The 16586-nt window shown below is 39.7% G+C and carries 10 protein-coding genes, 11 tRNA genes and 1 rRNA gene; 5 read left to right on the forward strand and 17 right to left on the reverse strand.

Translation table 11 applies throughout. The features are described from left to right. Positions 1-76, reverse strand: a 16S ribosomal RNA gene (locus tag I6F10_RS16115); the annotation flags it as partial. Positions 77-716: 640 nt separating this feature from the next. Here I6F10_RS16115 and I6F10_RS16120 point away from each other — a divergent pair. Further along, on the forward strand, positions 717-2132 hold the full coding sequence (locus I6F10_RS16120; RefSeq protein WP_197099122.1) for an alanine/glycine:cation symporter family protein: 1416 nt from the start codon (positions 717-719) through the stop codon (positions 2130-2132). A 165-nt stretch (positions 2133-2297) separates the two neighbouring features. Then, complete coding sequence (locus I6F10_RS16125) at positions 2298-3896, forward strand: BCCT family transporter (RefSeq protein ID WP_197099123.1); 1599 nt, start codon at positions 2298-2300, stop codon at positions 3894-3896. A 542-nt stretch (positions 3897-4438) separates the two neighbouring features. Here the strand turns inward: I6F10_RS16125 and I6F10_RS16130 are convergent. From I6F10_RS16130 to I6F10_RS16200, 15 genes are all read right to left on the reverse strand, one after another. After that, positions 4439-4525: transfer RNA gene (locus I6F10_RS16130), tRNA-Leu, on the reverse strand. Positions 4526-4563: 38 nt separating this feature from the next. After that, positions 4564-4637 (reverse strand) — tRNA-Cys (locus I6F10_RS16135). A 19-nt stretch (positions 4638-4656) separates the two neighbouring features. Next, positions 4657-4732, reverse strand: a tRNA-Gly gene (locus tag I6F10_RS16140). 49 nt (positions 4733-4781) lie between these two features. After that, positions 4782-4868: transfer RNA gene (locus I6F10_RS16145), tRNA-Leu, on the reverse strand. Positions 4869-4907: 39 nt separating this feature from the next. After that, positions 4908-4983 (reverse strand) — tRNA-Gly (locus tag I6F10_RS16150). Between the two features lie 64 nt (positions 4984-5047). After that, positions 5048-5134: transfer RNA gene (locus I6F10_RS16155), tRNA-Leu, on the reverse strand. Between the two features lie 37 nt (positions 5135-5171). Next, positions 5172-5245, reverse strand: a tRNA-Cys gene (locus tag I6F10_RS16160). A gap of 32 nt (positions 5246-5277) precedes the next feature. Then, positions 5278-5353 (reverse strand) — tRNA-Gly (locus tag I6F10_RS16165). A 64-nt stretch (positions 5354-5417) separates the two neighbouring features. Continuing rightward, positions 5418-5504: transfer RNA gene (locus tag I6F10_RS16170), tRNA-Leu, on the reverse strand. 37 nt (positions 5505-5541) lie between these two features. Beyond that, a tRNA-Cys gene (locus I6F10_RS16175) sits at positions 5542-5615 on the reverse strand. 32 nt (positions 5616-5647) lie between these two features. Then, positions 5648-5723, reverse strand: a tRNA-Gly gene (locus I6F10_RS16180). A gap of 212 nt (positions 5724-5935) precedes the next feature. After that, positions 5936-6481: a CDP-diacylglycerol--glycerol-3-phosphate 3-phosphatidyltransferase gene (gene pgsA, locus I6F10_RS16185; RefSeq protein WP_197099124.1), complete on the reverse strand. Its 546-nt coding sequence runs from the start codon at positions 6479-6481 to the stop codon at positions 5936-5938. 42 nt (positions 6482-6523) lie between these two features. Beyond that, entirely contained in the window at positions 6524-8347 is a 1824-nt protein-coding gene (gene uvrC / locus I6F10_RS16190; RefSeq protein ID WP_024599811.1) for an excinuclease ABC subunit UvrC, read from the reverse strand. A gap of 9 nt (positions 8348-8356) precedes the next feature. Continuing rightward, positions 8357-9007, reverse strand: coding sequence for a UvrY/SirA/GacA family response regulator transcription factor (gene uvrY / locus I6F10_RS16195; RefSeq protein ID WP_007377972.1), 651 nt, complete (start codon positions 9005-9007; stop codon positions 8357-8359). 108 nt (positions 9008-9115) lie between these two features. Next, on the reverse strand, positions 9116-10267 hold the full coding sequence (locus I6F10_RS16200) for a dicarboxylate/amino acid:cation symporter (RefSeq protein WP_076924381.1): 1152 nt from the start codon (positions 10265-10267) through the stop codon (positions 9116-9118). Positions 10268-10629: 362 nt separating this feature from the next. On the opposite strand from I6F10_RS16200, the gene cysK reads away from it, so the two are divergent. Together cysK and I6F10_RS16210 are read left to right on the forward strand one after the other, a co-directional pair. Continuing rightward, complete coding sequence (gene cysK / locus I6F10_RS16205; RefSeq protein ID WP_024599813.1) at positions 10630-11598, forward strand: cysteine synthase A; 969 nt, start codon at positions 10630-10632, stop codon at positions 11596-11598. A gap of 141 nt (positions 11599-11739) precedes the next feature. Beyond that, entirely contained in the window at positions 11740-12174 is a 435-nt protein-coding gene (locus tag I6F10_RS16210; protein WP_024599814.1) for a hypothetical protein, read from the forward strand. A gap of 81 nt (positions 12175-12255) precedes the next feature. On the opposite strand, the gene I6F10_RS16215 is transcribed toward I6F10_RS16210, so the two are convergent. Next, the gene (locus I6F10_RS16215) at positions 12256-14532 is read right to left on the reverse strand and encodes an acyl-CoA dehydrogenase (RefSeq protein ID WP_197099125.1); all 2277 of its coding nucleotides are present in this window, start codon (positions 14530-14532) and stop codon (positions 12256-12258) included. A gap of 167 nt (positions 14533-14699) precedes the next feature. Here I6F10_RS16215 and I6F10_RS16220 point away from each other — a divergent pair, with 167 nt between their 5' ends. Further along, positions 14700-16547, forward strand: coding sequence for a M2 family metallopeptidase (locus I6F10_RS16220; protein WP_197099126.1), 1848 nt, complete (start codon positions 14700-14702; stop codon positions 16545-16547). The last annotated feature ends 39 nt before the right edge of the window (positions 16548-16586 follow it).

Here is a 16586-nt window from a genome sequence, read left to right on the forward strand (position 1 = left end):
TCTGTTACCGCTCGACTTGCATGTGTTAGGCCTGCCGCCAGCGTTCAATCTGAGCCATGATCAAACTCTTCAATTAAAAAGTTTTATGTCTTTCGACAGCTCAATGAATTCTGAATTTATTGTTTTTGTTGCCAAAAACGAATTGACTGTGCGTTATTATTTTCACTTTTAAAAAAAGTAAATCAAAACAGCTCAAGGCTGAATCTTTTAATAACATATGGTCACTCAGTTTCAATTGAGACTCTAATTTGTTTGCCTCGCTACCTAAGTAGGTTGGCTGTTAGAACTCAATCTGTACGAGTGCCCACACAGATGATTGCTTTATATTGTTAAAGAACGTTTTGAGTCGCTTTAGCGTCTCAAGGGATGCGAATAATACACCCTTTATTTTTCGAGTCAACACTTTGTTTTAAATTTTCTTTTGGAAGATTTAAAACCGAAGTTTTATTTAACTCTCTGAGTTGTTCCTGCCTCGCTATGCGTTGCCGTTTCCCGCCTCAGTGGGGTCGCATTATAGGGAGCGGCGAATTTTACGCAAGCGTTATTTACACAAAATAGTAATTAAAATTCAGCCCCAAGCAAGCACACACGATAAGCACAAGTTACCCACAAAACCCTGTTGATAACTCTGCTTTTGAACTTTAAAACTAAACACTTTTATCCTGATGTGATAAGTTGCGGTCACTTTTTTTAACTCATGTATTTAGGCAGTATCCATGACAGACATAATAAACAGTATAAGTGCCCTTCTATGGGGCCAAGTTCTCGTCTACTTATTAATAGCAGCAGGCCTCTTTTTTACTTTTCGACTAGGCTTTATTCAGTTTGTGCAATTTCCACATATGTTCAAAGTTATGTTTGGCTCTCGTAAATGTGCCGATAATGAAATTTCATCCTTTCAGGCTTTTTGTACTTCGTTAGCTGCACGCGTTGGTACAGGTAATATGGCTGGTGTTGCTGTTGCCTTATACCTAGGTGGTCCGGGTGCTATTTTTTGGATGTGGCTTATTGCATTAATAGGTATGGCTACAAGCTTTGCTGAAAGTACTTTAGCTCAGGCTTATAAAACAAAGGATGCTGAAGGCAATTTTAGAGGTGGCCCTGCTTATTATATGCAAAACGGTTTAGGTAAACGCTGGATGGGAACTTTATTCTCGCTATGCTTAATTTTAGCCTTTGGTTTGGTATTTAACGCCGTACAGTCAAACTCTATTGCTGCAGCATTTGAAGTAGCGTTTGATGTACCTAAGTATATAGTAGGCATTTGCTTGGTTATTGGCTCTGGTATTATTATTTTTGGTGGTTTGAAAACGATTTCTCGTTTTGCCGAAATGGTTGTGCCATTTATGGCGTTAGCTTACTTGTTAGTGGCTCTTTATGTATGTGCTATTAACTTTACTGCACTCCCGGATGTACTCGTCCTTATTATAAAGAGTGCTTTTGGTATTGAACAAGCTGGTGCAGGTGCAATTGGTTATGGTGTTACACAAGCTATGATCCAAGGTATAAAGCGTGGCTTATTCTCAAACGAAGCAGGTATGGGTAGTGCAGCTAATGCCGCAGCTACTGCTACACCTTACCCGCCTCATCCAGCATCACAAGGTTATGTGCAAATGCTAGGTGTATTTATTGATACTATTGTTATTTGTACAGCGACTGCTTCTCTTATTTTACTATCGCAGCAATTAATACCTGAATCTGGTGTTATGGGGATTGAACTTACGCAAGCTGCGTTACAAGAACATGTTGGTGATTGGGGTACTTACTTTATTGCCATTGCTATATTGTTCTTTGCTTTTACTTCTATTGTGGCTAATTACTCTTACGCTGAAACAAATTTAATGTTTTTAGAGCACAACTCTAATAAAGGTATGTTTATCTTTAGACTCGTTGTTTTAGGTATGGTGATGTTTGGTGCTGTTGGTGAACTGGGATTAATTTGGACGCTGGCGGATATATCAATGGGTTTAATGGCCATTGTAAACGTTATAGCGTTATTTATGCTTTCAGGTGTTGTTGTGTGGCTCTCTAAAGATTATAACGAGCAACGCAAGAAAGGCCTAATACCTACCTTTGATAAGAGTAAACATCCTAAACTTGCTAAAGAGGTCGATCCCGAGGCCTGGAAATAAACAATAAACAGCGAGCTACGGCTCGCTTTTTTAGATCTAAAAATTACAAATATTACGCTTAACCATCTCATTTCTTATAAATAAAAAGTTATATTAATTTTAAAACTATTTTATATTTAATTACGTAGGATATTTGAATTAAGTTATCTATAAAAAGGAGACCCGATGGATGACATAACAAAAAAATACAGTATAGACACTACTGATTACCAAGTTGGGCAAGATAATGTACAAAAGTGGGGATTTGATATCCATAACCCAGTATTTGGCATAAGCGCTTTCTTAGTTGTTTTATTTGTAATACTTACCCTAGTTTTTGACCCTACCGTTAGCCGTGATGCACTAACCTCGACTAAAGACGCCATAATTAATCAATTTGATAGTTACTTTATGTTACTAGCCAATGCCTTTGTGATATTTTGCGTTATTTTGGCATTCTCTCCTTTGGGTAAAATTCGTTTAGGCGGCGTAAAAGCTCGTCCAGAACATGGCTATATGTCGTGGCTTTCAATGCTGTTTGCAGCAGGAATGGGTATTGGCTTACTGTTTTGGGGAGTTGCTGAGCCAACTGCATATTATACAGGTTGGTATCATATGCCTATGGGCGTTGAGCCAAACTCACCGCAAGCACACTCATTAGCTTTGGGTGCAACCATGTACCACTGGGGTTTACATGGATGGGCGATTTACGCGGTTGTTGGATTAAGCTTGGCTTTTTTTGCATTTAATAAAGGCCTTCCTTTATCAATACGTTCTGTTTTTTATCCATTATTTGGTGATCGTGCCTGGGGGTGGCTTGGTCATATCATCGATATACTCGCTGTACTGTCTACTTTATTTGGTTTAGCTACATCGCTAGGCCTTGGCGCTCAACAAGCTACCAGCGGGATAAATTATCTGTTAGGCACTGATTATGGGACCGCTTTTCAAATATCTGTTATTGGTTTAGTAACGTGTATTGCAATTTTCTCTGTTATTAGAGGTATTGAGGGCGGTGTTAAAGTACTGAGCAATGTTAATTTAATTTGTGCATTTATTTTATTATTAGTTGTTATTGCCCTTACTTTCTCTGATGCAATTACTGCTGTTTGGTTTACCCTTGGGGCGTACGTAGAACACTTTGTACCTTTAAGCAATCCTTTTAATAGACCCGATGAAGATTGGATGCACTCTTGGACTGTGTTTTATTGGGCATGGTGGATATCATGGTCGCCGTTTGTTGGGATGTTTATTGCTCGAGTTTCAAAGGGGCGCACTGTACGCGAGTTTTTACTCGTCGTCATTGGCCTACCAACGCTTCTTAGTTTGGTTTGGATGGGGGTATTCGGAAATATGGCAATTACACAAGTTATAGATAAAGTTGGCCCACTTGGACAAAATGGTTTAACTGATATCTCAGTGACTTTATTTCAGGTATACGAGCAGTTACCACTTTCTAGTTTTATTTCTATTATTTCTATAGCACTCGTTTTGGTATTTTTTATAACGTCGTCTGATTCAGGATCGCTTGTAATAGATGGTATAACTGCGGGCGGTAAAATAGATGCACCAGTGCCACAACGTATATTTTGGGCTACAGTCGAAGGCGTGATTGCAGCAGTATTGCTTTGGGTTGGTGGCTCGCAAGCATTGCAAGCGCTTCAGTCGGGCGTAGTTACTACAGCTTTGCCGTTTTCAATAGTACTTATTTTAATGTGTATTGCGCTTATTCAAGGCTTGTTGAGCGAGTATCCAATTTACAAAGCTCAGAGTAAACTGCAATAACAATTTATCCTTTATAAGCGATCCTCAAGGGTCGCTTATAAAACACTAGCAATTCGTATAACTAAGTACTAAACGCATTTCTTATACTCCTATCTTAAATTTATTTTAGACACCGCACTTCTATTACATTCATTAATGCCACCCCTCGTTAAAACTTAGCTATTTTTAGAGAGCAAACCTTACGTTAGCAGAGTTAAAAGCATTTGATTTACTAAAACATAGGTGCAGGAGTAATTGCCAAGAAAATTGAATAGCCAGCGTTCTGATTTTTTCTTTGTTATTAACAGGTGCTCTTATTCACAACTAATTATACCAATTCAGTTAATTTAACCAGATTGGATAAAAGCATTAACGGTTAAATACAAACTGGCAGCTTTATAAATGTATGATGATGAAACTTTAAGATATTAAAAAAATAGATATTAAAGGTAAGTAGGTATTAAAATAAGATTGGGAATCTAAATAAGGATAATTTTTGAATATTTTAAAAATAGAAGTGATTTAGAATTTAAATGAATTTTATCTGAGGATTTTAGTACAAATGGTGCCCGAGGCCGGACTTGAACCGGCACGACTTGTTAGTCGAGGGATTTTAAATCCCTTGTGTCTACCAATTCCACCACTCGGGCATCGAGTTTGCTAATTAAAGCGTGTGGAGTAAATTATATGGAGGCGGAACCCGGAGTCGAACCGAGGTAAACGGATTTGCAATCCGGTGCATGGCCACTCTGCCATTCCGCCTAAATGTATCCAAATAATTTGGAGCGGTACACGAGGCTCGAACTCGTGACCTCGACCTTGGCAAGGTCGCGCTCTACCAACTGAGCTAGTACCGCAAAATACTGTTTTATTAACTTTAAATTATCTTGGTAAAATAATTTAAAGTGGTGCCCGAGGCCGGACTTGAACCGGCACGACTTGTTAGTCGAGGGATTTTAAATCCCTTGTGTCTACCAATTCCACCACTCGGGCATCGAGTTTGCTATTAAAAGCAAGTGGATAAAACTAATATGGAGCGGTACACGAGGCTCGAACTCGTGACCTCGACCTTGGCAAGGTCGCGCTCTACCAACTGAGCTAGTACCGCATCATATTAATTCTAAATTAATCATTTTATAAATTACACTTGGTAATGCAATTAAACCACATAGTGGTGCCCGAGGCCGGACTTGAACCGGCACGACTTGTTAGTCGAGGGATTTTAAATCCCTTGTGTCTACCAATTCCACCACTCGGGCATCGAGTTTGCTAATTAAAGCGTGTGGAGTGTTGAAATGGAGGCGGAACCCGGAGTCGAACCGAGGTAAACGGATTTGCAATCCGGTGCATGGCCACTCTGCCATTCCGCCCCAACATTGGGTTAATAACCTTAAGATAAACTTGGAGCGGTACACGAGGCTCGAACTCGTGACCTCGACCTTGGCAAGGTCGCGCTCTACCAACTGAGCTAGTACCGCATCATATTAATTCTAAATTAATCATTTTATAAATTACACTTGGTAATGCAATTAAACCACATAGTGGTGCCCGAGGCCGGACTTGAACCGGCACGACTTGTTAGTCGAGGGATTTTAAATCCCTTGTGTCTACCAATTCCACCACTCGGGCATCGAGTTTGCTAATTAAAGCGTGTGGAGTGTTGAAATGGAGGCGGAACCCGGAGTCGAACCGAGGTAAACGGATTTGCAATCCGGTGCATGGCCACTCTGCCATTCCGCCCCAACATTGGGTTAATAACCTTAAGATAAACTTGGAGCGGTACACGAGGCTCGAACTCGTGACCTCGACCTTGGCAAGGTCGCGCTCTACCAACTGAGCTAGTACCGCATTTTATTTATCAGTTATTTGAATTAACACATGATGATTTATGTGAATATTCAGGTAACTGATTAATTACCGTTTTGTTTATCTCGGGGGCTATGCCCTCTCAACACGGACGCATTCTACAGAGATTATTAAACGCGTCAATACAAAAAATGCTAGTTTTGAACTGTTTGCTTGTTTTTTATCTAAAACGGTGCGTTATTATACATTTAGAGTTAATTTTTAGTCAATTCACCCCATGCTGCACGTAAATATTGCATCATAGAACTCAAGGTTAAAAAGGTCGCAATGTACAATAATCCAAAACTTAAATAGTTCATCCACGTATCATATTGCCAAATCAAACCGATAATGGCTAACATTTGTGCAGCCGTCTTTATTTTACCCATGTTTGAAACAGCCACGTTACCGCGCTTGCCCTGCTCTGCCATCCATTCGCGAAGTGCAGATATAATAATTTCACGGCTTATAATAATAAGAGCTGGTATTGTCATATACATAGTTTGATACTGATCGGCTAATGCAACAAGAGCAGCACATACCATTACTTTATCAGCAACAGGATCTAAAAAAGCACCGAAAGGAGTTGATTGCCCAAGCTTTCTTGCTAAATAACCGTCTAGTATATCGGTAATCGATGCAAGCCAAAAAATAAAGGCGGCAGCAAAAAATGCCCAGCTATAAGGCAAATAAAATATCACCAAAAAAACGGGGATAAGAAAAAGTCTAAATGTTGTAAGTGTGTTTGGAATATTCCACATAACTACTTGGATATGTCTTTTTGGCTATATTCGCATGAAGGGCTAGCCCTTGTCATGCAAATGGTTAAATATCTTCTCAGCCATGTCAGGGCTGATCCCAGGAACTTTCTTTAACTGTTCTATATTAGCAGCTTTTACACCTTGCATGCCCCCTAAATATTTTAATAATGTTTGGCGACGCTTAGAACCTACTCCATTTATTTCTTCTAATAGTGATTGTGTTCGTTGTTTTTGTCGTTTATTACGATGCCCAGCAATTGCAAAACGGTGAGACTCATCACGTATATGCTGAATCAAATGAAGCGCAGGTGCATCTGAATCCATCGGAATAGTTTTGCGTCCACCGTCAATCAATAATGTTTCAAGACCGGGTTTGCGACTCGTTCCTTTTGCAACACCTACTAATAAAGGCATTTTTGTGTGCGGCCAATTAGAAAAATACTGCTCAGCGCGCCCTAACTGCCCCTTACCACCATCAATAAAGATAACGTCTGGAATTTTGTCTTCGTCTACTAACTTGTTATAGCGTTTGTTAAGTGCAAATTCCATTGCAGCATAATCATCGCCACCAGTTATACCTGTTACGTTGTAGCGCCTATACTCTTTTGTATTTGGGCCTTGTGAGTCAAATACAACACAACTTGCAACGGTGTTCTCCCCCATGGTGTGGCTTATATCAAAACACTCCATTCGGGTAATATCGTCAAGTCGCAGTGTTGCTTTTAATTGTGCATAACGTTTATTAATAGAGTCTTGGGTACTTTGTTTAACCGCAATACTGTTTAATGCATTTTTATTTGCGAGTTGTAGGTATTGCGCACGCTCACCCCGAGTGACAACTTTAAGAGTTACTTTACGTTCACTTATTTGTGAGAGTGCTTCGCCGAGCGCCGCGCTTTCTTCTATTTCAAACGGTAATATGATTTCTTTTGCAATACGCCCAGTTGCTCCTGGCGCTAAATAATATTGTCCTAAAAATGAGGTCAATATTTCTTGTTCACTCGAATCTTTAGGTACTTTTGGAAAATAGGTTTTACTACCCAGCACTTTATGATCGCGGATCATTAATAAATGAATACCGTTTAACCCGTTTAAATGCGCAAAACCGACAACATCCATTTCTGCAAAGTTACCAGAAATAGACTGTTGCTCCTGCATTTTACGAAGTAGCATTATTTGGTCGCGAACTTTTGCCGCTAATTCAAAGTTTAGCTGCAGGCTGGCTGCTTCCATTTTTTTTATTAAATCAGCAATAACTTCGTGAGATTTACCTGTTAAAAATTTACGAACATAATCAACCTGCTCGCTGTAATCATCATCCGTTACTTTATTTACACATGGAGCTGAGCAACGTTTAAGTTGATATTGCAGACACGGGCGACTTCTTGCGCGGTAATAAGCATCTTCACATTGACGAACAGGAAATATTTTTTGCATTAAGCGCAAGCTTTCAGATACCGCTCCTGCGCTTGGGAAAGGCCCAAAGTACTCGCCTTTAATTTTACGACTGCCACGATGAAACGCTAAACGTGGGTGTTTATGGCTAGTTAGTAAAATATAGGGGTACGACTTATCGTCGCGCAATAATATGTTGTAGCGAGGCTGATATTTTTTTATTAGGTTATTTTCAAGCAGCAGCGCTTCGGTTTCAGTATTGGTGAGAGTGACTTCAATGTCACTAATATTACTCACTAAAACGCGTGTTTTGCTATCGGTAATATTACTTCTAAAGTAACTGCTAACACGCTTTTTTAGATGCTTAGCTTTACCAACATAAATAACTTGGCTGTCACTATCAAGCATTCGGTATACACCCGGCTCGCTTGATAGCGTTTTGAGAAAATGTACGTGATCAAATTCAGACATAAATTATAGTTAGTACGAAACGTCTATATCAATCATTTTATGACGAATAGCTAAATGGGTAAGCTCAACATCGCCACCTACATTTAACTTTTCAAACATACGGTAGCGATAGCTATTTACTGTTTTAGAGCTTAGATTTAAACGCTCTGCTATATCTTGTGCCTTTTCACCTTTGGTGATCATAAGCATAATTTGCAGCTCTCGCTCAGATAAACTCTGAAAAGGGTTTTCATCTGTGCGGCCTGTTACTTGTGCAAGCGCTATCTGCTGTGCAATTTCAGGGGCAATATAACGCTGACCAGCATGAACGCAACGAATAGCACGAACCATTTCGTCAGAGCCTGCACCTTTAGTTAAAAAGCCATGAGCGCCAATTTGCATTACCTTGCTCGGAAACGGATCCTCACAATTAACAGTAAGCACAATAATTTTTACATCTGGGCAGTAACGACAAATCTTTTTAGTCGCTTCTAATCCGCCCATGCCTGGCATATTCATATCCATTAATACTATGTTTGGCGCATGCTGACGACAAAACTGTACAGCCTCTTCGCCAGTTTTAGCTTCGCCAATTACTTTAAACCCTCGTACGTCATCAAGAATACGCTTGATTCCTGTTCGTACAAGTTCATGGTCATCAACTAAAAGTACATTAATCAATGGAACATCCTCACTTACCTAACAACATGCAATTTAATTAAATTAATTTGCCACAGTAACATACATAAAGCGAAACAATAATTAATATTATTGCCTCACTCTAATAGTTTAAGCTGACGATTTTTCGCTAAATCTGTCAACCCATAACGCAATGATACCATCACCCGTTACATTACACGCAGTACCAAAGCTATCTTGTGCTAAATAAAGTGCAATCATTAATGCTACAGCACCTTCATTAAACCCAAGCATGCTTGTTAATAAACCAAGCGCCGACATGACTGCACCACCTGGAGCACCTGGAGCTGCAATCATTACTAAACCTAACATCATAATAAATGGCAGCATACCCATTAATGAAGGAACTTCCATGCTTGGCGATAAAAACATAACAGCCATTGCACAGGTTACTATTGTTATAGTTGAGCCAGATAAGTGAATAGTCGCGCAAAGCGGCACAGTAAAATTAGCTACATCTTCTTTAACATTATTTGCCTTACTTGATTGTAGCGATACTGGAATCGTTGCTGCACTCGACATAGTACCTAACGCAGTAAAGTAAGCTGGGAGCATATTTTTAACTAATTCGATTGGATTACGTTTTAACAATATACCTGTCGCTATATATAAAACGCTTAACCATAACCAATGCATAACAAGCGCAGCAACTAGTACTACACCAAATGTTTGCAATGTATCAACCACAGTGCCCGCTACCGTCATTTCGGCAAATACGCCAGCAATGTAAAATGGTAAAGCAGGTATAATTACTTTTGATAATAACCCGTCAATTACATCTCGCCCCTGATCAGACACCTTTTTAAGTGTATCAAGTTCTAATTGGCTCATGCCTATACCAAATACAAAAGCAGTCACTAATGCGGTCATTACACCCATCAGAGGTGGAATTTCTAAATCAATAAAACTGCCAATTTCAGTTGCAACTTCAGCTTCAAAAGTAATGCCACCACTTAAAAAAGGTATAACAGCACTTACTAATAAAAATGCAAGCGTACCTGCAATAATGGTAGAGCTGTAAGCAAACCCGACTGTTTTACCAAGTAAGTGACCAGACCCTTTTGGTAGGCCAGCAATACCCGATGCAATAAAAAACAAAATGATAAGAGGGATGGTAAAGGAGATAATTTGACCAATCAGCTCTTTTACTGTAAATAAAAGTTCAACACCAGTTATAGGTACATATAGTCCGACTAAGATACCGGCCACAATACCGGCAATTAATTTTAAGATTAACTTCATTGTGATTGCTTAATTGAATTTAGATACGTGTTTTTATCATGTTTTAGACGCATTGTGTGATAAAACTATTCAAGTTACATTTATATGCACAAATAACGAACAAATACAGCTTAATCTAGAGCTCTTTTGAACATTTTTTTACTAAACGAGTTTTTACTCTTTAAATCTCAAATTAAGCCCGCACCTACAATAACTAAAGCACCGTTAATAATTGATTTTTATTTCGACTGGTTATAAGCCCAATAAATATATGTTATAGCCAAACTTTACTTTAGTTTTTTTAAACTCACAGTAAAGTGTGTATGTATAGTTAGTAGCAAAGGCTATTAGCACGTTGATCAGATTGTATCCAAAGGAACATTATGTCTACTATTTTTGAAGATAACTCACTAACTATTGGTAATACGCCGCTAGTAAAACTTAACCGTGTTACGGGTGGGAATGTATACGCTAAAGTTGAATCTCGTAATCCAAGCTTTAGTATCAAATGCCGTATTGGTGCATCAATGATTTGGGAAGCTGAAAAGTCAGGTCAGCTTGTTGAAGGTAAAGAACTTATTGAGCCAACATCAGGTAACACTGGTATTGCACTTGCATTTGTTGCAGCTGCTCGTGGTTACAAGTTAACACTTACTATGCCAAACACTATGAGCCTAGAACGTCGCAAGCTATTAAAAGCACTAGGTGCAAACCTAGTACTTACCGACGGTGCTAAAGGTATGAATGGCGCAATTGAAAAAGCAAAAGAAATTCAAGCAACCGCACCTGATAAATATATTTTATTACAACAATTCGAAAACCCTGCAAATCCTAAAATTCACTTTGAAACAACAGGCCCAGAAATTTACGATGCACTTGACGGAAAAGTAGACTTTTTTGTAGCCGGTGTAGGTACAGGTGGTACTATTACAGGTGTTAGCCGTTACCTTAAAACAGAAAAAGGTCTAAACGTTAAATCTATTGCTGTTGAACCAACTAACTCTCCAGTCATTAGCCAAACGCTTGCCGGTGAAGAAATTAAACCAGGCCCTCATAAAATCCAAGGCATTGGTGCAGGCTTTATCCCTGGTAACTTAGATATGGACTTAATTGATGCAGCTGAGCTTGTATCTAACGAAGATGCAATTGCAATGGCGCATCAGTTAATGAAAAAAGAAGGTATTTTAGTCGGTATTTCGTCAGGTGCAGCGGTTGTTGCAGCCAAGCGAATTGCTGAAAAACCTGAAAACGCAGATAAAAATATTGTTGTCATCCTACCTAGTGCAACTGAGCGTTACTTATCAAGCCCAATGTTTGATGAAGAGTTTAGTGAGCAAGAGCTAGTGCAATAAGCAATTCTAAAATTTTAAAAGGATGCTTTAGGCATCCTTTTTTATTATTTATTATCCAATTTTCTATTTATTGCCCGCCATACCTTTACATCTTCATAGATAAACCACACACTTTAAAAAAACTAATTAATAATAATTAATATGAAAAAAATCACGAGTTTATTAAGTTTGGTTCTCTGTTTATTTTTATCAGCCTGCGGTGACGATACCAAAACACTTGGCGACACTCCTGGCGATACAGCAACCGCTTATTTTGATGCGCTTTATAACCAGCAAGACCTTCAAAAAGCCAGCACCATGGCAACACCCAACCTTACACGCATAATGAAATCCTACGGTACTGCTAAACAGTTTTCCCGTAACTTAGTAAATATGCAATACGATGAAGTAACCATTGAAGTTGATATGACCAATATGAGCGTCCGTGAGCAGTACGGTGATAATGCCAAAATAAACCTTATTTTTACCGGCTATTTAAATGGTGATAAAATTGACGAAATGCGCAGCGTAAAAATGCTTCGTAAAAAGGGGAAATGGTACATAGATAAAATTGTTGCCGACCCTTACGCTCGTTAAAAGAAATGAATTACACATAAAAAGGCCTTACATTTGTAAGGCCTTTTTGATCATGCTTGAGTTAGTATTTAAAGTAGTGCGCTACAGCTCACCTGGTTGAAAATTATCAACTGCAATGGCTTTCTTTCGTAACTTATTAGCGTGATGCATTGCATCTGCGTCTGCTTGCTCAAGTAACTTATTTTCAAGTGCATAGTTAATAGCGCCTTCAATATTAAGCGTTGTTGGCACACTGCCCTTGCGCTGCCATTGTTTTAAATCTTTAAACTGCGCTTGCATGTCGTGCATTGCTAAAAATGCATTTTCCATTACGCCTGTACCTGCATTTTCATCTACATAACATAAGTGTGTTAAGCGGTTTCTAAATACACCCGGTTGAGTCATACGCTCACAAATACTTTGTGCTATTTCATCACTTGGTCTGTGGTAATGATTTCCAAGCGGGAACACGATACGTTTAAGGATAAAATTAACAACCGGATTTGAAAAGTTTTTAAAGAAGCCATTAAACGCTTGGCCAATTTCAAATAATGAGTTCTCAATAGCATATTTTACGAATGGTAAATCAGCTTGTTGGCGCCCTTCGTCTTCATAACGTTTTAAAACAGTTGATGCTAAGTACAAATGACTTAATACATCACCCAAACGTGCCGATATCATTTCTTTACGTTTAAGTTCACCGCCAAGCATTAACATAGCCACGTCTGTGCAAATAGCTAAGCCTCGGCTCATCCTACTCAATTGTTTATAATAAACAGCCGTTTCACCACCTACAGGGGCTTTAGCAAAACAACTACGTGTCAAGCCATGCACAAATGCCATGCCTGCATTACTTGCTGCAAATATTATATGGTTCATTAATAAACCATCAAATTGTTCAAGTGCTGCGTCGTCATCTTCCATGGCAGCGGCTTCCATTTCTTTTAAAACAAATGGATGACAGCGTGTTGCACCTTGGCCAAATATCATTAAGTTACGCGTTAAAATATTTGCGCCTTCAACCGTAATTGATACTGGAATACCCATATAGCCATGCGCCAAATAGTTATTAGGCCCTACTTGAATTCCTTTACCTGAATGAATATCCATTGCATCGTTCATTACCGTACGACCCATTTCAGTCATATGGTATTTAGCAATCGCTGTTACAACCGACGGGCTTAATTTTAAATCAATCGCACCTGCGGTCATTAATCGGCACGACTCAAGTGTGTAAGTTAAACCACCAATACGTGCAAGTGCCTCTTGCACACCTTCAAACTGCCTTATAGATACACCAAACTGCTGGCGTACCATGGCGTATGCCGATGTCATTTTTGAAGCTAAATGTCCAGTTGCTGCACTCAATGCTGGTAGTGATATACCACGCCCTGCACTTAAACACTCAACAAGCATTCTCCAGCCACGCCCTGCACACTCTTGTCCACCAATGATCCAATCCAGTGGTATAAATACATCTTTACCGTAAGTGGTACCATTCATGAAGGCCATATTAAGTGGATAATGACGCTCACCCGTTTCGACACCCGGATGATCGGTTGGTATAAGCGCACACGTTATGCCTAGCTCTTTTTTATCACCTAATAAAGCGTCTGGATCATACATTTTAAATGCTAAGCCGAGTACAGTAGCAACGGGTGCAAGCGTAATGTAACGCTTTGACCAATTTAAACGCAGGCCCATTACTTGCTCGCCATTGTGCTCACCCATACACACCACACCGGAATCAGGAATGCTGCCAGCATCAGAGCCCGCCTCTGGTCCCGTTAATGCAAAACAAGGAACATCTGTACCATTTGCTAAACTTGGCAGCCAACGATCTTGCTGCTCTTTAGTACCATAGTGAAGAAGTAACTCACCTGGACCTAAGCTATTAGGCACCATAACAGTGACTGCGGCTGTTAAGCTTTTAGTCGAAATTTTTGACACTATCGTTGAATTAGCAATTGCCGAGAACTCACGACCGCCAAATTTTTCAGGAATGATCAGCGCAAAAAAACCTTCTGTTTTTAGGTAATCCCACACTTCTTTTGGTAAGTCTTTGTCTTTTTGTACAATTTGATAATCATCAAGCATCGCCAATAAGGTTTCTACTTGGTTAGCCATAAATGCGTTTTCTTTATCGCTAAGCTCTGGTTTAGGAAAGCGGTGCAATTTTTGCCAATCTGGGTTACCACTAAATAACTCACCATCCCACCAAACATCACCTGCTTCCATCGCCTCTCGCTCTGTTTGCGATAATGGCGGAAGCACCTTTTTGAACATTTTAAACGTAGGACGACTAATCAAGTTTAGGCGAATATCTTTAACCGCAAAAATAACCACCACCACGACCAGCAATATTATAAATATTAACATGCGCACATTCCTTACACATTGAATGAAAATAGTAACTTAATTATGACCCATCTTAATTTAAATACAATCATTGCACGACGAGTCGTGAGCCTTAACGCATCCATTTTATTGTTTTAAACATCACTGCTATTATCAACGTTTTAATAACAATAAATTAATGGAATAGCATGACCCCCTTTCGATTTAAACTAAGTATGAGCGCCTTAATGGTAGCAAGTACTCTTGCTTTAACAGCCTGCGATGCAGAAGTAACGATAGACACTACCGATTCAGCACACACTAAAAAAGCTGTAACAGCTAAAGGTGCAAAAACATTTATAACAAACACAGAAAAAGAACTAAGTGCACTTTATTTAGAATCGAGCCGTGCAGAATGGATTTACGCAAACTTTATTACTCATGATACGTCGGCTCTATCGGCTGAAGTTAACCGTAAAATGACCGAAACAGTCGTGCGTTTAGCAAATGAAGCTGCAAAATACGACGAACTAGAGCTTGATTACGATGCTCGCCGTAAGCTTGATAAACTAAAACTCGCACTTACACTTCCTGCCCCACAAGACGCTGATAAAACAGCGCGACTTTCACAAATTGTCGCAGAGCTTGGCGGCCTATACGGTAAAGGTAAATACTGTAAAGAAGACGGCAGCTGTTTAAGCCTTGGCGACATGACTTCAAAAATGGCCACCAGCCGAGATTACAACGAACTACTTGATTTATGGCAAGGCTGGCGTCAAATATCAAAACCTATGCGCTCACTTTACGAGCAACAAGTAGTACTAACCAACGAAGGTGCAAAAGAGCTTGGTTATGCCGATACGGGCGCTATGTGGCGCAGTAAATACGATATGCCTGCTGATGACTTCACCACCGAGCTTGACCGTATTTGGGGCCAAGTTAAACCGCTGTATAACTCGCTACACTGCCATGTTCGCGCAAAGTTAGGTGAAAAGTACGGCACCGACAAAGTACCGCAAGACCAACCTATTCCAGCGCACTTACTTGGTAATATGTGGGCGCAAGCATGGGGTAATATTTACGATGTAGTTGCACCAGAAAACGCCGATCCGGGTTACGACGTAACCGAGTTATTAGCTCAAAATAATTACGACGAACTTAAAATGGTAAAAGGGGCTGAAAACTTTTTTACCTCAATGGGTTTTGACGCACTACCAGAGACATTTTACGAGCGTTCACTGTTTGTTAAACCAAAAGACAGAGATGTGCAGTGTCATGCATCAGCATGGAATATCGATAGCAAAGACGATTTACGCATTAAAATGTGTATTCAGCGCACAGGCGAAGAGTTTTCAGTTATTCATCATGAACTAGGTCATAACTTTTATCAACGCGCATACAACAAGCAGCCTTTATTTTATCAAGAAAGTGCAAACGATGGTTTTCATGAAGCCATTGGAGACACCATTGCCCTTTCGGTTACACCAGGCTACTTAAAAGAAATTGGCTTACTTGAACAAGTACCTGATGAATCTAAAGATATCGGTTTGTTGATGAAAATGGCACTTGATAAAGTTGCCTTTGTACCGTTTAGCTTAATGGTTGATCAGTGGCGCTGGCAGGTATTTTCAGGTGAAGTAGCACCAGAAAATTACAATAAAGCATGGTGGGAACTACGTGAAAAATACCAAGGAGTGCAAGCGCCTATCGCACGTAGCGAAAGTGATTTTGATCCGGGTGCTAAGTACCATGTTCCGGGTAACACGCCTTATACACGTTACTTTTTAGCGCATATTTTACAATTTGAATTTCATCGTAGCTTATGTGAAATTGCCGGTAACGATAAAGCCATTCATCGCTGCTCTATTTATAATTCAAAAGAAGCAGGGGATAAGCTAAACGCTATGCTTGAAATGGGTTCGTCTCGCCCTTGGCAAGAGGCGCTTGAAACTGTGACAGGTAAGCCGCAAATGGATGCAACAGCAATGCTCGATTACTTTGCACCATTACAAACATATTTAGATAAACAAAACGAAGGCCGCAACTGCGGCTGGTAAATAGCGCTGAACAAAAAGCCCGCTCATTTGAGCGGGCTT

It is taken from the genome of Pseudoalteromonas sp. SWYJZ98 (genome assembly GCF_015864495.1).
GTDB classification, from domain to species: Bacteria; Pseudomonadota; Gammaproteobacteria; order Enterobacterales; family Alteromonadaceae; genus Pseudoalteromonas; species Pseudoalteromonas distincta.